20 protein-coding genes are annotated in these 18,459 nt (G+C 67.0%); 14 read left to right on the top strand and 6 right to left on the bottom strand.

Annotated elements, in window-relative coordinates:
• Positions 1-569: 569 nt before the first annotated feature.
• Together J2X42_RS22875 and J2X42_RS22870 are read left to right on the top strand one after the other, a co-directional pair.
• Entirely contained in the window at positions 570-767 is a 198-nt protein-coding gene (locus tag J2X42_RS22875; protein ID WP_310168389.1) for a hypothetical protein, read from the top strand.
• Between the two features lie 91 nt (positions 768-858).
• Positions 859-2,535 (top strand): FAD-binding dehydrogenase, encoded by a 1,677-nt coding sequence (locus tag J2X42_RS22870; RefSeq protein WP_310168387.1) that lies wholly within the window; start codon positions 859-861, stop codon positions 2,533-2,535.
• An 85-nt stretch (positions 2,536-2,620) separates the two neighbouring features.
• On the opposite strand, the gene J2X42_RS22865 is transcribed toward J2X42_RS22870, so the two are convergent.
• On the bottom strand, positions 2,621-2,995 hold the full coding sequence (locus J2X42_RS22865) for a hypothetical protein (protein WP_310168385.1): 375 nt from the start codon (positions 2,993-2,995) through the stop codon (positions 2,621-2,623).
• An 868-nt stretch (positions 2,996-3,863) separates the two neighbouring features.
• On the opposite strand from J2X42_RS22865, the gene J2X42_RS22860 reads away from it, so the two are divergent.
• The 3 genes from J2X42_RS22860 to J2X42_RS22850 all read left to right on the top strand — a co-directional run bounded on the left by J2X42_RS22860 (position 3,864) and on the right by J2X42_RS22850 (position 6,885).
• The gene (locus J2X42_RS22860) at positions 3,864-5,102 is read left to right on the top strand and encodes an MFS transporter (RefSeq protein WP_310168383.1); all 1,239 of its coding nucleotides are present in this window, start codon (positions 3,864-3,866) and stop codon (positions 5,100-5,102) included.
• 71 nt (positions 5,103-5,173) lie between these two features.
• The gene (locus J2X42_RS22855; RefSeq protein ID WP_310168380.1) at positions 5,174-5,536 is read left to right on the top strand and encodes a PadR family transcriptional regulator; all 363 of its coding nucleotides are present in this window, start codon (positions 5,174-5,176) and stop codon (positions 5,534-5,536) included.
• Entirely contained in the window at positions 5,533-6,885 is a 1,353-nt protein-coding gene (locus J2X42_RS22850) for a permease prefix domain 1-containing protein (protein WP_310168378.1), read from the top strand. Before J2X42_RS22855 ends, J2X42_RS22850 begins: the two co-directional genes overlap by 4 nt.
• A gap of 26 nt (positions 6,886-6,911) precedes the next feature.
• Here the strand turns inward: J2X42_RS22850 and J2X42_RS22845 are convergent, their stop codons facing one another.
• Positions 6,912-7,937: a DUF808 domain-containing protein gene (locus tag J2X42_RS22845; RefSeq protein ID WP_310168376.1), complete on the bottom strand. Its 1,026-nt coding sequence runs from the start codon at positions 7,935-7,937 to the stop codon at positions 6,912-6,914.
• 238 nt (positions 7,938-8,175) lie between these two features.
• Here J2X42_RS22845 and J2X42_RS22840 point away from each other — a divergent pair, with 238 nt between their 5' ends.
• The gene (locus tag J2X42_RS22840; protein WP_310168374.1) at positions 8,176-9,243 is read left to right on the top strand and encodes a glycerophosphodiester phosphodiesterase family protein; all 1,068 of its coding nucleotides are present in this window, start codon (positions 8,176-8,178) and stop codon (positions 9,241-9,243) included.
• Between the two features lie 112 nt (positions 9,244-9,355).
• Here the strand turns inward: J2X42_RS22840 and J2X42_RS22835 are convergent, their stop codons facing one another.
• Positions 9,356-9,904 (bottom strand): SHOCT domain-containing protein, encoded by a 549-nt coding sequence (locus tag J2X42_RS22835; protein WP_310168372.1) that lies wholly within the window; start codon positions 9,902-9,904, stop codon positions 9,356-9,358.
• A gap of 209 nt (positions 9,905-10,113) precedes the next feature.
• Here J2X42_RS22835 and J2X42_RS22830 point away from each other — a divergent pair, with 209 nt between their 5' ends.
• Together J2X42_RS22830 and J2X42_RS22825 are read left to right on the top strand one after the other, a co-directional pair.
• Complete coding sequence (locus J2X42_RS22830; protein ID WP_310168370.1) at positions 10,114-10,527, top strand: hypothetical protein; 414 nt, start codon at positions 10,114-10,116, stop codon at positions 10,525-10,527.
• 180 nt (positions 10,528-10,707) lie between these two features.
• Positions 10,708-11,232 (top strand): DUF2199 domain-containing protein, encoded by a 525-nt coding sequence (locus tag J2X42_RS22825; protein WP_310168368.1) that lies wholly within the window; start codon positions 10,708-10,710, stop codon positions 11,230-11,232.
• 9 nt (positions 11,233-11,241) lie between these two features.
• Here J2X42_RS22825 and J2X42_RS22820 read toward each other — a convergent pair whose 3' ends face one another.
• Together J2X42_RS22820 and J2X42_RS22815 are read right to left on the bottom strand one after the other, a co-directional pair.
• Positions 11,242-11,577 (bottom strand): cupin domain-containing protein, encoded by a 336-nt coding sequence (locus tag J2X42_RS22820; RefSeq protein ID WP_310168366.1) that lies wholly within the window; start codon positions 11,575-11,577, stop codon positions 11,242-11,244.
• 80 nt (positions 11,578-11,657) lie between these two features.
• Positions 11,658-12,926, bottom strand: coding sequence for a YncE family protein (locus tag J2X42_RS22815; protein WP_310168392.1), 1,269 nt, complete (start codon positions 12,924-12,926; stop codon positions 11,658-11,660).
• Between the two features lie 123 nt (positions 12,927-13,049).
• Here J2X42_RS22815 and J2X42_RS22810 point away from each other — a divergent pair, with 123 nt between their 5' ends.
• The 6 genes from J2X42_RS22810 (at position 13,050) to J2X42_RS22785 (ending at position 17,468) form a co-directional block, all read left to right on the top strand.
• On the top strand, positions 13,050-13,592 hold the full coding sequence (locus J2X42_RS22810; protein ID WP_310168364.1) for a GNAT family N-acetyltransferase: 543 nt from the start codon (positions 13,050-13,052) through the stop codon (positions 13,590-13,592).
• 158 nt (positions 13,593-13,750) lie between these two features.
• The gene (locus J2X42_RS22805; protein WP_310168362.1) at positions 13,751-14,278 is read left to right on the top strand and encodes an isoprenylcysteine carboxylmethyltransferase family protein; all 528 of its coding nucleotides are present in this window, start codon (positions 13,751-13,753) and stop codon (positions 14,276-14,278) included.
• A 15-nt stretch (positions 14,279-14,293) separates the two neighbouring features.
• Positions 14,294-15,883 (top strand): serine hydrolase domain-containing protein, encoded by a 1,590-nt coding sequence (locus tag J2X42_RS22800; protein WP_310168360.1) that lies wholly within the window; start codon positions 14,294-14,296, stop codon positions 15,881-15,883.
• 19 nt (positions 15,884-15,902) lie between these two features.
• On the top strand, positions 15,903-16,697 hold the full coding sequence (locus J2X42_RS22795) for an alpha/beta hydrolase (RefSeq protein WP_310168358.1): 795 nt from the start codon (positions 15,903-15,905) through the stop codon (positions 16,695-16,697).
• Between the two features lie 76 nt (positions 16,698-16,773).
• A complete protein-coding gene (locus tag J2X42_RS22790) occupies positions 16,774-17,058 on the top strand; it encodes a metalloregulator ArsR/SmtB family transcription factor (RefSeq protein WP_310168356.1) in 285 nt (94 codons plus the stop codon).
• Entirely contained in the window at positions 17,055-17,468 is a 414-nt protein-coding gene (locus tag J2X42_RS22785) for a VOC family protein (RefSeq protein ID WP_310168354.1), read from the top strand. Before J2X42_RS22790 ends, J2X42_RS22785 begins: the two co-directional genes overlap by 4 nt.
• Before the next feature lie 133 nt (positions 17,469-17,601).
• Here J2X42_RS22785 and J2X42_RS22780 read toward each other — a convergent pair whose 3' ends face one another.
• Positions 17,602-18,459, bottom strand: a complete 858-nt coding sequence (locus J2X42_RS22780; RefSeq protein WP_310168352.1) for an excalibur calcium-binding domain-containing protein — start codon at positions 18,457-18,459, stop codon at positions 17,602-17,604.

The following is an 18,459-nucleotide window of genomic DNA, read 5'->3' as shown; positions in this document are numbered from 1 at the left end:
CACTATTGAGTTCTCAAACAACAGACACACCCGGCACCACCACAACCAAACAAACAGCCGTGGATCGCTCCGGAGCAACCTCTCAAACTTACCCGATCCCGGGGAGCTTTGCAAACCGGCGTTTCCGCGATTTCCTGCCCCGGCGAACCGGCCCCACCCGCATCCGGCACGCTACAAAGCGAACCATTTTCAGGCTGTTGAAGAAAGGGGTTTGTCGCTATTTTCCCGCATCAGCGGCGGCGACTCAGAAAACAATACACGCCCCGAACCCCCACCGCAAATCCAGCCCCCAACGTGCTGCCAACCCCCGAAACCCCCGAAACCACAGGGATTCCGGAGGCCACGCACCCCCCAGGCAGTCCGAACCGGCAGAGCCACTTCCTATGGAGTGGGTCACACCCCTGGAGGACCTCGGATCGGGCCGGGACCAGCCCAATCCAAGTGATTGCGTTCGTGCGGCTGCCGGCGTGATCATGAGATTGGGACAGCGCACTGACCTACGACTGGTTCAACACTTGGAGTGGTCCTAGGGCCGCAGGATCGACACACGGAATCAGCCGAATGCGTCCGTGCCGTTCAAGCAGGCCGGGTCCTCCCTCGCGCTTGAACCCGACAGCGGCGGGACGCTGGCCCCGTTCGACTACCGATGTGTACCCCGGGGAGGGCCTGTTGGCCGGTTCACCGGTCCCGTGATCGACAGGATGCTGACGGCGACCTTCACCGACATGCTGGCCGCCACCGAGAAGGCCGCCCTCGCGAACAGGTAGCCCGCAGAACCGCTCCAGAGTCCGGGCGTGGCGGCACACCGCCTGCTGTACGTTGGACCGAAAGCCATAGCGGCGAACGGGATGTGAGCAGATGGACGCAGACGTCATCATCATCGGCGGTGGGCTGGCCGGGCTGGTGGCCAGCAACGAGCTGGTCCGGGCAGGCAAGCGGGTGGCCATCCTGGACCAGGAGAACGGGGCCAACCTGGGCGGCCAGGCGTTCTGGTCCCTCGGCGGCCTCTTCCTGGTGGACACCCCCATGCAGCGCCGGCTCCGCGTAAAGGACTCCTTCGAGCTGGCGTGGCAGGACTGGCAGGGCTCGGCCCAGTGGGACCGGCTCAACGGCGAGCATCCCGAGGATGAGTGGGCCCAGCAGTGGGGGCGCGCCTACGTCGAGTTCGCGGCCGGCGAGAAGCGGCCTTGGCTGCAGGAACAGGGCGTGAAATTCACCCCGCTGGTGGGCTGGGCTGAGCGCGGCGACGGCCGGGCCGGCGGCCACGGCAATTCCGTCCCCCGTTTCCATGTCCCGTGGGGAACCGGCACCGGGATCTCCGAACCGTTCGCCGACAAGGCCAGGGCGGCGGCAGGGACCGGCCGGGTCAGGTTCCACTTCCGGCACCGGGTGGACGGCTTGGTGTTCGACGGCGGCACGGTCACCGGAGTGCGCGGCACCATCCTCGCACCGGACGATGCTCCCCGCGGCGTGGCCTCCAACCGCGACAAAGTTGGGGAATTTGAGCTCCGCGCGCAGGCAGTGGTTATTGCCACCGGCGGGATCGGCGGCAACCACAAAGAGGTGCGCCGGTGGTGGCCGGACCGCCTGGGCACCCCGCCGCGGACCATGATCACCGGCGTGCCGCAGCACGTGGACGGCCGCATGCTGGGCATCGCGGACGACGCCGGCGTCCGGCTGGTCAACCGCGACCGGATGTGGCACTACACGGAGGGCATCCGGAACTGGAACCCCATCTGGCCGGACCACGCCATCCGGATCCTGCCGGGGCCGTCCTCCCTGTGGTTCGACGCCCTGGGCCGCCGGCTGCCTGCCCCCGGGCTGCCCGGCTACGACACCCTGGGCACCCTCAAGCTGCTGCGCACCACCCCGGACCTGCAGCAGCACAGCCACTCCTGGTTCATCCTCAACCAGCGGATCATCGGAAAGGAGTTTGCCCTCTCCGGCTCCGAGCAGAACCCGGATGTCACCAACCGCGACCGGAAACTGCTGCTCCGGACCCGGCTGGGCCGCGGGGCCTCCGCACCGATCGAGGCGTTCAAGGACCACGGCGCGGACTTTGTCATCGCGGACAACCTGGCCGGCCTGGTCAGCGGCATGAACGGCCTCACCGAGGAACCCCTGCTCGATTACGGGCAAGTCCAGCGGCAGGTCCTGGACCGCGACGCCGAAATCACTAACCCGTACTCCAAGGACGCCCAGGTGACGGGCATCCACAACAGCCGCCGCTACCTCGGGGACCGGCTCTTCCGCACCGTGAAGCCGCACCGGATCCTGGACCCGGCGGCCGGACCGCTGATCGCCGTGAAGCTGCACATCGTCACCCGCAAAACCCTCGGCGGCATCCAGACCGACCTCACCGGCCAGGCGTTCGCGAAGGACGGCTCCCTCATCCCCGGCCTGTACGCCGCCGGGGAGGCGGCAGGGTTCGGCGGCGGCGGCGCCCACGGCTACAACGCGCTGGAAGGAACCTTCCTGGGCGGCTGCATCTTCACCGGCCGGACAGTGGGGCGCTCCCTGGCGGGCAGGCTTTAGCCTGCCCCCGGTGGCCCGCCCTCCCAAGCCGCCCGCCGCCGTCGCACTCCCTGCATACCAGCCGCCACTGGCTAGTGGTTAGTGATTACCAGAGCAGCTCGAGGTTTTGCACGTCGATTTCCGGCCTGCCAGCCAACCATGTCGCCAGCGCTTCGTCGAGGTCTGATTCGTGGCCGGCGAGCCCAAGTCGCTGCGCATCCACCGTTGCCGGAATGTGGTCGTGTCCTTCCTGGGGTGCACCGTGCGAGCATTTCGAGCACATCACCCGGATCCCGGACCAATCGTCGAGACCGAGCCCGCGCTGTTCAAGAAGGTCCGTCAGTGCCTGTAGATCGTCGGCGCCGGCACCGACTACCTGGGCTTGCCAGGTCGGCAGGTCGGATTGTTCGAGACGCCCCAGTTCGTCGAAGACCGATACTTCCTGTCCGTCGAGCCATCGGGTCCCCTTTGGGTTCGCCATCGTCCAGGACGGTGTCGCGGAACCGATGCCCGGACTCCGGCAACGGAACGCTCGCGATGATTGCATGGGCCGGGCTCCTCCGCCAGCACCAGACAACCTCTGTGTACCCGGCCGAAAACAGCACCTGGTGAGGGAGGCTGGGCTGGTCCGGGTTGAGCCGGACCGGAGCCATGCCGCAGTCGGCGTCGATGGGCCCGGCTCCGGCCCGAAACCTGTCCAGTCCGTAGGCAGCCCACGCGCTCCTGGCCGTCGACCAGTCACCCAGTGCTGTTGCAGCGATGCCCAGGTTCCAGGCCGCGGGGTTGACACCGTTGAACTCCTCAGCATCCTCCTTCGTGAAGAGGTCCAGCGCCCGAGTGTTGCGGTCGAGGCTTTCCGGCCAGTTGGCAAGGGCCTTGGACAGCAGACCGGCCTGGAACCAGCTGTAATAGGACTTCGGAGTCAGCTCCAGCAGTTCGGAAGCCAGCACTGCCGCTAGGCGGGCGTCTCCTGCATCGTCCGCAGCTTTCCAGTCTGACCACACGTCGTGAGGTCTCCGCTTCTTCCTAAATCCCATCCAAGTTCGTTCCATCATCCGAACAATATGCAGCTCGCCCTGCTCTGCCCGGATGCCACGCGCTGGGGAGAATAATCCACCCGACTCTCACGTGCGCTGGATCCTGAAGTCAGTTCGGCCACCGGCCCGCATAGCCGCCCGCCGCCGTCGTACTCCCCTCTAAGCCTGCCGCCGCCAACGGTCCGCGAACGTGTTTCCTGCAGCCCGACCCTGCACGTAACAACCTCGTTCACCCGGTAAACTTATGGAGGAATTGTTCGGCCCGCAGAGCCCGGTTCCATCCCCCTCCTCCTTGAATGGAACAACTCCCCCATGTCCTCCGCGACTTCCGCGCCGGCGACCCAGCGTTTCCCGCTGGCCGCCATGATGGTCCTGGCCACCATCGCCTTCACCGCCATCACCACCGAACTGCTCCCCTCCGGCCTGCTCCCCCAGATCAGCACCGGCCTGAACGTCTCTGAACCGGTGGCCGGCTACCTCGCCGCCGCGTACGCCGCCGTCATCGTGGTCACCGTGGTGCCCGCCGCGCGACTGCTCGGCAAGGTCCCTAAACGTCCCCTGCTCGTGGCGCTGGTCCTGACGTTCACCATCAGCAACGGCCTGGTGGGCCTCGCACCCGATTTCACCGCCGCGATGATCGCGCGGCTCGTGGGCGGCCTGGCCCACGGACTGCTCTGGACCACCATGGCCCCCTACGTCGCCCGCGTGGTGCCGGCCGACAAGGTGGGCAAGGCCCTGGCCATCGTCTTCAGCGGCAACAGCCTGGGCCTGGCCATCGGTGCGCCCCTTGGCACCGCGCTGGGCACTTTCCTCGGCTGGCGGGCGGCGTTCCTGTCGCTCGCGGGTTTCGGGCTGCTCCTGGCCGTCCTCGGGTTCTTCCTGCTGCCGTCCGTCCGGCGCGCCGCCGGCGAAGCCCGGCCCTCCATGCGCGCGGCCATCGCACAGCCCGGTGTGAGGTCCGTGGCCATCGCCTGGCCGCTGCTGGTCCTGGCCCACTTCGCGCTCTTCACCTACATCGCCCCGTACATCCGCGACGCCGGCCTGCCCGACTACGCCATCACCGTCTCCCTCACCGTCCTCGGCGTCTCCGGCCTGCTCGGCATCTGGATCGCCGGGCTCACCGTCGACTCGCACCCGCGCCGTTCGCTGCTGATTACGACGGCGGCAATCGCCGTCTCGATGCTGGCCTTGCCGTTCGTGGGCGGCAGCCTTGCCTTCGCCCTGGTGCTGATGACGGTGTGGGGCGCCGGGCTGGGTGCGATCGGCATCTACAACCAGTCGGCCATCCTCCGCGCCGGCCGCGAAAACAAGGACGCCGCCAACGGGCTCACCGTCCTCACCATCCAGCTGGGCATCACCATCGGCGCCCTCTACGGCTCGGCGGCCCTGGTGGTGGCCGGCCCGCTGCTGGTCCCGGCCGCGGCCGCCCTTCCCGTCATTGCAGCCTTGGTTATTGCCTGGGCCGGAAAGACGGCGGCATACCCGCCGGGCCCGCGCGAATCGGTCTGGAAGAGCCCGCGGCCCATCGAGGAGCGGGCAGGCAGCCGCTAACTGGACCGCCGCCTGACATACCTAGAACTGCTATGCTCCAATGCCTTACAGTTCTAGGTATAGGAGGTGCCATGCGCATCGATAAGGACCTGGTCGCCGCGTCGGCAACCCCGCTTGTGCTGGGGATACTGACGGAGGGCGACCTGTACGGCTACGCGATCCTCAAACGCGTGAGTGAGCTCTCCGGCGGGGGCATGCAATGGACCGACGGCATGCTCTATCCGCTGCTTCACCGGCTGGAACGGCTCGGCTACGTGTCGTCGTTGTGGGGCACCTCCGAGGCCGGGCGCCGGCGCAAGCACTACGCGATCACGCCGGCAGGCCGGGAGGCACTCGCCGACCGGCAGGAGCAGTGGTCGGTCGTCGCCGCGGCACTGCGCCAGGTGTGGCAGACGGCCCAGCAGCCTCCCGCCCCGGCCGCGGGATGGGCATGATGGAGCAGCACGTGGAACTGGAGGCCCAGATCGCGCAGTGGCGCGGGTATGTGCAGCGCCGCCAGGCAATCTCCGCCGCCGACATCGACGAGCTGGAGGACCACCTGCGCGGGCAGATCGCCGACCGCCAGGCCACCGGGCTCGACGACGAGGAAGCGTTCCTCGTCGCGATCAAACGCCTGGGCAACCTGGACGCCGTCTCGCGCGAGTTTGCCCGCGAGCACTCCGACCGGCTCTGGAAGCAGCTCGTGCTCGTCCCGGAGGGTTCCGACGACGGCGGGGCGCCTCCGTGGCGCGAGCTGGCTGTGGTCCTCGCGTTCGCCGTCGGGGCCGGCATTGCGGTCAAGGCCGGACTGGCCTGGCTCGACGACGGCGCAGCCACGGCGCGCAACCTCGGCCTTTTGGTCTTCCCGTTCCTCGCTGGCTACTTCGTGTGGACCCGACGGCTCACGCCGAGGGTGGCGGCGATGCTGTTCGTCCCCTTCGCCGTGCTGGCGGTCGTTGTCAACGTCTACCCCTTCGCCTCCGGCGGTTCCACCGAACTGCTCGCCATCCTGCACGCCCCGGTGGTCCTGTGGCTGCTGGCCGGGGTGGCGTACGCCGGCGGGAGGTGGCGTTCGGACCGCCGGCGCATGGACTTCGCCCGGTTCACCGGTGAGCTCGCGATCTACTACACGCTCCTTGCCCTGGGCGGTGCCGTCCTGGTGGTGCTCACGTTCATGGCGCTGCAGGTTGTCGGCGTCGACCTGGAGCCCATCGTGCAGGAGTGGATCCTGCCGTTTGCGATGCCGGGGGCGCTCATCGTCGCCGCGTGGCTCGTCGAGGCCAAGCAGAACGTCGTCGAGAACATCGCCCCCGTCCTGACCCGGGTGTTTACGCCCCTGACGGTCGTTATGCTGCTGACCCTCCTGGGCGTCTTCGCCGCTGCCGGCGGAGTCGCCGACGTCAACCGGGACCTGCTGATCCTCATGGACGCGATCCTGGTACTGGTGCTGTGCCTGCTGCTCTATTCGATTTCAGCCCGCGATCCGCTCGCACCGCCAAGGCTGGCGGATGCCCTGCAGCTGGTTCTTGTCGGCGCGGCCCTCGCGGTGGACGCCGTGATGCTGACCGCAATGCTGACCCGCATCGCTGAATTTGGTTTCAGCCCCAACAAGATCGCCGCCCTCGGCCTGAACCTGCTGCTGCTGGTGCACCTGGCCCGGGCGGCCTGGCTCGCCGTCGGATTCCTGCGCGGTCGGCGCGCCTTCGCACAGCTCGAGCGCTGGCAGACGCGGTACCTGCCGGTCTATGGGGCCTGGGCGGCGATTGTGGTGGTGGTCTTCCCGCCGCTCTTCGGCTTCGTCTGATTCACCGCCCAAGGGATGCCTATTGGCTAGGAGGCCGGGCCGTCGTCGCGTTTCGTCGGCCGGTAGCCAGCAAGTTCGGCGCGGATGTCGCCTTCCTCGTGCCCGCCCTTCTTTTTGCCGAACGGCAGCGCGTTGAGCAGCGGATGCACAATAGCCATCACCACGAGGCCCCAGGCGAGTCCGACGACGGCCGAGCACAACGTGTTGACGAGCCAGGCCAGGAAGCCGCCCACCACTGCAATCCCGGCGAAGGGGTGCTCGAGGACATGGACCAGGTCGTAGGGCGCGTGCCAACCGAGGTCGTGTGCACCTTGCAGCATGATGTGGCCGCCCACCCACAGCATGGCGATTGTCCCCACGAAGGTGATCGCGGCCAGCACGGCGGGCATCCCCTTGACGAGCAGCTCGCCGGTGCGCTGGGCGCCGGCGGAATCCTTGGCGGCCAGGTGCATGCCGATGTCGTCCATCTTGACGATGAGTGCGACGGCCCCGTAGACGGCCACCGTGATCACCAGGGCCACAACCACCAGGATGATCGCCCGGGACAACAGGGAATCCTGGGCCACCTCGTTCATGGAGATGACCATGATCTCGCAGGAGAGGATGAAGTCGGTGGTGATGGCGCCTTTGACCACCTTGGCCTCGGCCCCCGGGCCGCGTTCAACCGCGGGCGAATCTTCGCCCGCGGCGTGGTGGCCGCGGAGCTTGTGCCAGACCTTCTCGGCGCCCTCGTAGCAGAGGTAGGTGCCGCCCGCCATGAGGATGAACGGGATGGCCCAGGGGACGAAGGCGCTGATGAGCAGCAGGGCCGGAAGGATGATCAGCAGCTTGTTCCGGAGCGAGCCCCAGAAGATCTTCTTGATCATGGGCAGTTCGCGGGACGGGTCCGCGCCGGACACGTACTGCGGGGTGACGGCGGCGTCGTCGATGACCACGCCGGCGGCCTTGACCCCTGCCTTGGCGGCCCCGGCCGCGACGTCGTCCACCGAGGCGGCCGCTATGCGGGCCAGGGCTGCGATGTCGTCGAGCAGGGCGACGAGACCGCCGCTCACAGGCCGGCCCCGTGCTGTTCGAGGGCGGACGGCTGAGTGTGGATACTTCGGTCGTGGCGCGAGATTGGCATGCTCCGAGTCTATTGCGGCGGACAGCCGGGCGAACAACCCCCGTGTCATCTCCGCTCCAAGTTCACCTCCCCTCCAACTCCAGGCACCCGGCGCGCAACCTGCCCTCCCTAGCGTGGTCGGGTCACCGGCCATCAGCCGGTCCCCGTCACCCCAGGAGGAACCACCCATGCGCCCAGTCCTGACTGCAGCGGCAGCCGCCGCCCTGATCGCCGCCCTGGCGAGCCCCGCCGTCGCCGCCCCGGAGAACGAAGCCGGCACGCCGTCGTCGAACGCTGCCGGAACCGCCACATCCGCGATCAAGGTGAACGAGCGCAACGGCTCCTTCGACCTGCAGAGCCACCGCGGCGGCCGCGGCGAGTGGACCGAGGAGTCCCTGGCCGCGTTTGCGAACTCCCTGGCACTGGGCGTGGGCACCCTGGAGCTGGACACACACCTGACCGAGGACGGCAAGATCATCGTCTGGCACGACGACACGATCCAGGCCACCAAGTGCGCGGACACCGCCCCCGCCACCGCCGGCGACCCCGAGTTCCCGTACGTGGGCGACCGTGTGGCCGGGCTGTCCCTCGCGCAGGTCAAGACCCTGAACTGCGGCTTCGTGCAGCTGCCCGGCTACCCGGAACAGGACGTCATCGAGGGCAATCGGATCGCGGAGCTCACGGACGTCTACCAGCTGGTCCGCGACGCAGGCGCCGCCAAGGTCCGCTTCAACGTGGAGACCAAGGTGGAGGCCACCCAGAGCGGCGGCGCCGGAATGGAGTCCCTCACCCGCGCGGTGGTGTCCGGGATCCAGGCCTCCGGCATGGCGGACCGGACGACGCTGCAGTCCTTCGACTGGTCCTCGCTGAACCTCGCCAAGGAGATCGCGCCGGAGCTGCCGCTGGTGGCTCTCTCAAGCGGCGACGCATGGATGGGCGTGGGCCAGCCCGGCGCCAGCCCCAACCTGGGCGGCATCGACATCGACGACTACGACGGTTCCCTCGCCAAGGCGGCCGCCGCGCAGGGGTACGACGTCGTCTCCCCCACCTTCCGGTCCGTCACCCCGGCGATGATCGCCGAAGCCCACACCCTGGGCCTGCCCGTCATCCCGTGGACCGTGAACACCGGCGCCGACATGGAACGCCTGATGGACCTGGGCGTGGACGGCATCATCACCGACTACCCCACCCGCCTGCGCACCCTCATGGAGGAACGCGGCCTGAAGCTGCCGAAGGCGTACGGGGTGCAGGGGTAACAGGCCGACGACCGGCCAGCGTTTCACGCCAAGAATGATGCAAAACCGGCTCCCGCTTTCTATAGTGCGGGAGCCGGTTTCTGTATATTTTAAAAGCGTCAGGACGGAGGCTTCAAATGCGGGCCAAAAGCTCTGCCTTCTTCGTCTCGAATTCTTCGGGCGTAAGTACACCTGCGTCACGTAATTGGCCGATTTTAGCTAGGTTTGCGTAGACGTCCTCCACTTCCTGGGCCGCAAAAATTGCTTCAGGTTGGCTTTCAGGAGCCCGAAGGGCGGAGGGTGCGATACGGTCCCTGGCGGCATCTACGAAAGCCTTACCCAGTTGCTTGGCGACGCTCGTGATTTCCGCTTTATTGCCCGACACGAAGACCGTGACAGAGCCCAGGGCAAGGCCGGAGTTCCACTGTATGGATGAAATCTTAGAGAAGGGAAAATCTTCAGATACCTGCTTCAGGACGCCGTCTTTGAGGAAGAACATCCGGCGGTCCGACAGCACCAGGATACCGAGACCTCCCGCGTACTGGCCGGTCAGTATCTGGTCAACCTTCTCGCCCTCCCAAAGATGGGATTCAAGCTTCCGGAACTCCCTGTTGCTCCCCCACGTGACCCCGGCTTTATCCTTGGCCTGCTGGATGTCGTCACGAAGCTGCTCTGCTGCCATGTTGCCCCCATTTTTTCTGCCGCCGGGCGATCTCCCGGGCTGGAGTCCAGCTAACTGGAACGCTGAATTTCGGTCAATACCAGAATGCGACAATCCAGCTCAACGTAGGCGCAAGGTTTACCGAGGATTCTCATAATTTAGCCAACCGCATTCCTGGAGAGCAAAGAATGACTGAGTCGAATAGTTAAGTTCTCAGGAGGAAGAATATTTTGAAAAACATTACGGCGCTTGCTGCCAGCACATTTCTCTGCCTTGCCTTGGCCGGCTGCGGTGGTGGATCTCCGCAGGCAACGCCCGCCGTGACCCATGTGGTCACGGAGACGGCTACGGCAACCGTGACAGCGACAGCAACCGTTCCGGCGGCTCCCACACCAGCCGCCGTCGTCGCCCCGGCAGCTGCTCCAGCTGTTCCTGCGACCGCGCTCATTCCCGTCAACGTTGTGGGGATGAACGCTGAGGCACTCGATGACGACCTGTCAGCGTTGGGGTTCCAGAAGGTCATCTACAACTCTGATACCGGCAAGACCGTTCTTTTGCTCAGCAACTGGACTGTCACAGGGGTGGATAATGCCGGAGCCGAGCAGGCGACTTCCAAAGCAGTTGTTGTCCACGTCACCAAGTAATCAATTCCAGGCGAAATGAATGGCTCATGATTCGTCTCTCGGCCCGGCAGCGGCGTGATGGACACTGCCGCCGGGCTTTCCTCTGCGTTGAGCTTCGCCAGCCCTGCATGCCCAGCCTCGCCGCCAGGGCGAAGGTAGGCTACGGGAAGCGAGGCGTGACAGCGGAACTAGGGGGAACCAATGGACGGCCAGGGCAGAGCTATGTGGCAATGCGGAATCTGTGCAGAACAACATGACGGACTCGCGACGGTCTTCGGGGCTGAGGCTCCGGATCACTGGCTGCAGGCGCCTCCAGAGGCACGTGCGGCCGGCGAGCTGAATGCCGACATGTGCGTGCTGAACATCGAAGGCGAGTGGCAGTACTTCCTCAGGGGACACATCGAAATCCCTGTTACCGACGCCCCCGGAGACGTCTTCGCCTGGTCCGCGTGGGTCTCACTGAGCGAGGACAACATGCAACAGATCGCCCACCACTGGGAAAATCCGGCCCGGGCGTCCCTGGCGCCGATGTTCGGTTGGCTGTGCAACGAACTGCCCTATGAGACGTCAACGCTGTCGATTCCGGCTTTGGTGCACACCAGGGAACCGGGGCTGGTCCCGTTCATCCAGCTCGACCCGTCGGTGGACCACCCGCTGGTCAAAGAACAGCGAACAGGGATAGCGCTTCACCGGCTGGCGGAAATCAATCAAGTGGTGCTGGGATAGCCCCCGGCATCACCTGCCGGTCTTGACCACCGTGAACAGCACCGCGGAGTCCTCGTCGGCTTCCAGGCTGTGCAGGCCTTCCGGCACGATCAGGAGATCACCGGCCTTGCCCTGCCAGGACTCGCCGCCCGCCTTCAGCCAGACTGATCCCTTCAGCACAAAGACCGTGGCTTCGCCGGGGTTCTGATGTTCGCTGAGCTGCGTTCCGGCACGGAAGGCCATCACGGTCTGGCGCAGGCTCTTCTCATGGCCGCCGTAGGCAGTGTCGGCCGCCCTCCCGCTCGGGGCAGCCACAGCGGCCGTGATCTGCTGGCGGGCCAGGGCATCAATCGATATCTTCTGCATGAGGCAAACGTACGCGCGGTGGGCCGTTTTGCCGAGGGCCAACTGTCGCGCTGAATCCACGCCGGTTGCCCCGGGCGGTGCTACTCGAAAGTCCAGGCCGACGCCGGGCCGCCGGCTGCCTTCCTCACGCGCCGCCTGCGCAGCACGGCTACGAGCGTGGCGGCGCCGGCCAGCAGCACAGCTGCCGTCCCCGCGGCCACCGCAGGGAGGCCGGGACCCGGCGCGCCGCCGTCGGACTTCACGGGAGACCCTTGGGGCTCCGCCGCGGCATCTGCCGCTGAACCCCCGGCCTGCGCGGGCGAAACCGGTCCCGCAGACGCTGCCGGAATCACCGTCAGGGACCTGCCGCCCCGGTTCACCACCACCACGGTCCCGTCGGTCCGGACAACCATCCGGCCCGGATCATCCCCGGTGGGAACCGTCGTCGACACAGACGCCGATCCCGCCGGGATGACCGAGACCGTGTCGTCCAGGCTGTTGGTCACATACACCGTCCCGTCCGGAGCGGCCACAACCTCCTGCGGTGCCTTGCCCACGGGGATCCGGCGCGCCACCGCGGTGCCGCCCCGTTCGATCACCGCGACGTCGTTGGTGAGGATGTTTGCCACGTAGACGGTCCCGTCGGGAGCCGCCGCAATTCCGTGCGGGTGGGCCTTCGCCCCAACATCGATGGTGTGCGACGGGGCCGGGGCGCCGGCGGGCACCACGGCGACAGTGCCCTCCAGTTCGTTGGTGGCGTAGGCGGTCCCGTCCTTTGCCACGGCCACCTCCACCGGATTCGGCCCGGCCTGGATGGTGCGCTTGATCCAGGCCTCGCCCGGCTGGACCACGGACAGGGAGCCCTCGGACGGGTTCACCACATAGAGCGACCCGTCCGGCCCCGCCGTAAGCCAGTGGTGCCCGGACGTCACCTTGATGGCCAGGGCCGCTTCGTTGGCGCCGGGCGCCACCACGCCCACCTCGGCCTGCCCGGACTCATCTGTCTGCGCCACGTAGAGCGTCCCGTCCGGTGTCACGGCCAGCGACGACGGGAAGCGCCCCGCGTGGATGGTGCGGGACGGCAGTGCCTCCCCCGGCGGGTACACGCTGATGCCGCCGGCCCAGTCGTAATCGCTGACGTACAGGGTGCCGTCCGGCCCTTCCGCTATTCCGAGCGGCTGGACGCCGGTGCCGATCATCGGCCCCGCGTCCGTCCCGTTGTCGGCGGCCGCCGGAACGCTAACGACGGCGGGCACGAGCAGGAGCGCCGCCGCGGCAACCAGCGCCGTCATCGCGGCACGCAAGGGCGTGTTTGTCCGGTGCTGGATGTGCGTTTTTGAGGCCGCGGCGGACACGCGGCGCAGTGGCATGATTCTCACGATGTTTCCCCCAAAACTGTGGCCGGCCTGCGGCAATCCTCCGATCCTACCTGCCGCCTGCCCTCCCTCTGGGCCTCACATCCGCCTCAGGGAGCCGCCCGCTATAGTCGCTGGGTGAGTGGAAAGACATACCCCCTGGCTGGCAACGTTCGCATGCGGGTCCTGCGCGCATCCGACGCCGAACGGATGACGGACGCCTACCGGCTCAACCGGGACCACCTGGCGCCCTGGGAACCGGAACGGCCGGAGGAGTTCTTTACGACGGCGGGGCAGGCCAGGGTCGTTGCGTCCAAACTGGCCCAGCACGCGGAGGGTTCCGAAGTTCCTTTTGTCCTGCTGGACGGGGACCGGGTTGCCGGTGCGCTGACCCTCACCGGAATTGTCCGCGGACCATTCCTCAGCGCCCACCTCGGGTACTGGGTGGACAAGGAATACAACGGCAGGGGAATCGGCTCGGCTGCCATCGCCGCCGCGGTTGGATTCTCGCGCCAGGAGCTGGGACTGCACCGCCTCCAGGCCGCAACGCTCACGCACAACGCGGCCTCGCAGAAGATCCTGAAGCGCTCAGGGTTTGAGGAAATCGGGCTGGCGCCCAGGTACCTCAGGATCGCCGGTTCCTGGCAGGACCACATCCTGTACCAGCGCATTCTCTACTGAGCCTGTCCCGTTGGGCGCGGCGGGCTGCCGGGGAATGAGCCAACCGTGCCGATGAACAGCACCAGGCCGATGACGGCCAGCCACAGGATAAGTCCCATGCCGAAAGCTTGCGGCACCTGTGACCAGCCGGCGGGATATGGGCGGCGTACCCTGAAGCTATGGAATCCGAAGCGCGGGATCTCCTGCTCCGCACTGGCAGCCCCCTGGTTAGCCGGGTGAAAGGGGCCTACGAAAATCTTCCGCTGCCGGGCCCTGTCGTGGCGGCGATGGCCGCGGACCTCCTCCTCGGCCGGCTCCGTCCGATGCCGCTCCCCGGCCCCCGCTCCATGCACCGGGTGGTGGGGGCAGGGCTGGTGGTCGCCGGCGTCGGCCTGAATATCTGGGGCCTGGTTGAGCGGCGCCGCCGGTCCCCGGGTCCCTTCGCGCTGGAGCGGCCGGAGGAGCTGGTGGTCACCGGCCCGTATGCATTCACCCGCCACCCCATGTACGTGGGCTGGTGGCTCATTCAACTGGGCGCGGGAGCCGTGGCCGGATCTTCCTGGGTCCTCGTGATGCTGCCCGCCGAGCTGCTGGTGGAGCACCGCTTTGTCCTCGGCGAAGAGGCCATGCTGGCCGAACTGTTCGGACCGACCTACCGCGAGTACGCGCAAAAGGTTCCGCGCTACCTCGGGTTGCCGCGGGCATAGGACGCCCGGGTGGGCATGCGGACTTTTTCCCGGTTTTCGTTCCTCCTCCTGTGCGTGCTGGGCGCGGGGATTCTCGGTGTGGCGCCGCCGGCACCTGCTCTTCCCGGTGCCGCACTCTCACAACCCGCGGCGCCCGAGCAGGCCTACAGGGCGCTGGACTCCTTCTTGCAGGACCAGCTCGACGCCGTGGGGATCCCGGGTGCCGCCGTCGCCGTCGTTCAACATGGGGTCCAGGTGCATTCCGCCGCGTTCGGCCGCGCCGATGAGTCCGGGCGGCCGATGACCGCCCAGACACCGGTGCTGCTGGCCTCCACCAGCAAGTCCCTCACGGCCATCGCCGTGATGCAGCAGGTGGAGGCCGGCCGCCTGCGGCTGGATGAGCCGGTGCAGACCTACCTGCCCTGGTTCACGCTCGACGACGGCCGCTCGTCCAAAATCACCGTCCGGCACCTGCTCCACCAGGCCAGCGGCATGTCCTCGAAGGACACGGCCTTCGAAGCCTCCGACGATCAACGCCCGGAAGCCCTCGAGGAAGGGGTCCGGGCCCTCACCGGCTCCCCGCTGGCTGGCGAGCCCGGCGCGGCATTCCACTATGCGAGCGCCAACTTCAACGTCCTGGGCGTCCTGGTGCAGACGGTCTCCGGCCAGCCCTTCGGGGACTACCTGACGCAGCACGTCTTCGGACCGCTGGAGATGTCGCACAGCCATCCCACCCGGGCTGCGGCACGCGCTGACAACGCAGCCGCCGGCTACTCCCGGTGGTTCGGATCGTTCTGGCTCAGGACCGACGTCCCCGCACCCACCGCCGGCCTGCCGTCCTCCACGCTGTATGCCTCGGCCGAGGACCTGGGGCATCAGCTGGTCGCGCTGCTCGACGGCGGACGGTACGGCGACGCCCGGATCCTCCGGCCCGAGAGCGTGGCGGCGATGTTCGAACCGCGGGTACAGGTGGACGGGTCCAAGGGCTACGCCATGGGCTGGTTCACCCGGCCGCTGTTCGAATCCGCCGATCCGGCAGCGCCTCCCGTCCCCGACGGCGCCCTCCCGCGGCTCGTTGAACATCAGGGCGAATGGGGCAACAGCCACACCTACCTGGCGATGGTTCCGGAGTCCGCCCTCGGCGTCGCCCTGGTCATCAACGGCAACGACACTGCCGCCCCGTCCCGCCTGAAGGCCATCGACACCAACATCCTGCGGATCCTGCACGGGCACTCCCCCGTGCCGGCGGTGGTGTTCGAGGACTGGCTGCAGCGCTACAGCTGGGCCGTCTCCGTGGTGCTTCTGCTGGCGGAGCTGCTGAGCCTCTGGCTGGCGCTCCGGTTCCTGCTCCGGAGGCATCCCGCGCCCCGGCGACGCTTTGCACCCGTGGCATGGGCCGCCGTCGCACTCGCCCTCGACGCGTTCGCCCTCTGGCTGTGCCTGATCTACGCCCCGGCCCGGTTCGACACGCACCTCTTCGTCATCGTCCGGCAGTTCCCCGACGTCGGCATCTCGCTGGTGCCGATCCTTGCCCTGGCCCTCCTCTGGCCGGTGCCGCGGACAGTCTGGCTGCTAGCCCGGCTGCGCGCAGGCAAGCTGGAAACGGCCCGTTCAGGCTGCGGCTAAGCCGGCGTAGCCTGAGGCTATGGAATCCGAAGTCCGGGATCTCAGGCTCCGCACCGGCATCACCCTGCCGTGCCGGATCGAGGGCGACGCCGGTGCCGAACCTGTGCTTTTGCTGCATGCGTGGGGCGAGTCCCGGCGCAGCTTTGACCGCCTGATCCCCCTGCTGAGCGGCTTTCGAATGTACGCGCCTGACCTTCGCGGCCAGGGCGATGCCGACAAGCCCGCGGACGGGTACTCCCTGGCGGAGCAGGCTGAGGATGCCGCGGCGATCCTGGACGCCCTCGACGTGCCGCGGGCCGCCGTCGTCGGCTCCTCCAGCGGCGGCTACGTCGCCCAGCAACTCGCCGTCGTCCATCCTGAAAAGGTTGGGGCGCTGGTACTCGCGGGCTCGCCCCTCAGCCTGCTCGGGCGGACCGACTTCGCCAACGAAGTGGACGCGCTGACGGACCCCCTCGACGAGGACTGGGTCCGGGATTCGCTGTCCTGGTTTCCGCTGGTGCATGAGGTGCCGCGGTGGTACATCGAAAACCTGGTGCGCGACGGCCTCAGGATGCCTGCCCATGCGTGGAAAGCCATCCTGAGCGGGCTGTGCGACGCCACCCCGCCCACGGAATCGGGAACTCTCCTGGCGCCTACGCTGATCCTGTGGGGAGCACAGGACAACGTGCTGCCGCGCGCCGACCAGGAAGCCCTGGCGGCCCGGATAACGGGCGCGGTGCTGAAGGTCTATCCCGACGTGGCGCATGCCGTTCTGTGGGAAGTCCCGGAACGGGTGGCCAGCGATGCGGCGGCGTTCCTCCGTTCTTTGGGCTGAGGCGGACTGCCTGCGCAATCGATGAAGTCCGTTCTCTTCCTTGATATGCAAGCCGTCACTTGCCTATAGTGGATTCATGGTTGATGTCTTCCGAGCTCTCGACGATGAGACCAGGCGCACCATCCTTGACGAACTGTCAGTGCGCGACGGCCAGACCCTGTTCGAGATCTGTTCCACGCTCACGATGCGTCATGGCCTCAGCCATACACGCCAGGCGATCTCGCAGCACCTCGGCGTACTGGAGGCCGCTGGCCTCGTCGAGACGGAGCGGCGCGGACGCTCCAAGTTCCACTACTTCAACCCCGAGCCACTCGCCGCGATCACTAACCGATGGCCCACCAGAAAGAGGACCGAACCATGAAAATTGCCCTGACAAGCCTGTTTGTCGACGACCAGCGGGCGGCCCTGGCCTTCTACACGGACGTGCTCGGTTTCACGAAGCGCCATGACATCCCCCTCGGCGATGACTTTTGGCTCACCGTTGTCTCACCCGAAGCCCCTGACGGTCCTGAGCTGCTTCTGGAACCGTCGGGCCATCCGGCAGTAAAGCCGTACCGGGACGCCCTTGCCGAAGACGGCATCCCGCTCGCTCAATTCTCTGTGGCGGACATCGAGGCCGAGCACGCCAGGCTCACCGGCAAGGGCGTGGTGTTCACGCAGCCGCCGACTGACATCGGCACCGCTGTCGTGGCCGTCTTTGATGACACGTGCGGCAACCTCATTCAGCTCGTCGAAATGAAGCGGGACGAGGACCACGCCGACGCCAGCTGAGGAATCGCGGGGCGGACTGCCCCAGCACACTTCGTGCTTGGCACACCCCGGACAGCGGTTATCACGTGAAAAGCCGCGGATACCTTCGAGGGAGAAGGTATCCGCGGCACTTCAAACGGCTTGCGCGAGGCGGCTATTTCTCGCAGGCAACACCGTCGCGATCCCGATCAAGTGCCGTGCTGTAGCCAGCCTGCCCAGCGTACAACGGCGCCGCACCTGCAGCCTTGGCTGCGGTGCAGTTGGCGTAGTAGGCGGCGGCGGGGGCCGGCGCAACGGGAGCCGGCGCCTGGACTACAGGGGCAGGCTTCGCGGCCTGCTGCGCTGCCGCCTGTTCGGCCGCTGCTTTCTGGGCAGCAGCTTGTTCGGCGACCAGCTTCGCAGCAGCCGCATCTGCCGCAGCCTTGTCAGCTGCCGCTTTCTCTGCCGCAGCCTTGTCGGCGGCCGCCTTATCAGCGGCGGCTTTGTCAGCTGCGGCCTTCTCGGCGACCACGCGCTTCGAGTCAGCCTCAGTCATCCACACCAAACGCTGGTCGCTGCCCGCGGTGCAGATAAGCGTCTGGTCGTTGTACTTGCGCGTCTCGGCTGTGGTCAGGCACGCCGAGTTTGCCGGATTCGTCGGGGTTGCCGTGGGCGTAGCCGTTGCGGACTTTTGGGATGTACTGGCCAGGGAAGCCTTGTCGCTACTTCCGCCCGGGGCCGCGGTGGCACCAGCCACGCCCGCGCCCACAATCAAGGCGACAAATCCGGCAATTGCCACGATTCCACCGGATTTTCGGTGCGGCAGGCCCACCCAGGACCGACGTTTGAACAGCAAGGCATAAAGGCCAGTGAGCAGTGCAACCAGGCCGAGAATGAACATCGCCATTCCCACTCCGCCGGCAATGGCGAAAGGTATCAGGACCAGCAGCACTATTGCCGCGACGATCCAGAAGAGCACGGTTGGTTTCCAGCGGCCTTTTTGGACTGCAGGAGCATATGGATTGTTTGTCAT

The sequence above is a fragment of the Arthrobacter sp. BE255 genome, assembly GCF_031457335.1.
Classification (GTDB): domain Bacteria; phylum Actinomycetota; class Actinomycetes; order Actinomycetales; family Micrococcaceae; genus Arthrobacter.
The sequence above is the reverse complement of the archived record's forward strand: the minus strand, read 5'-3'. Positions and strand labels throughout refer to the sequence as shown.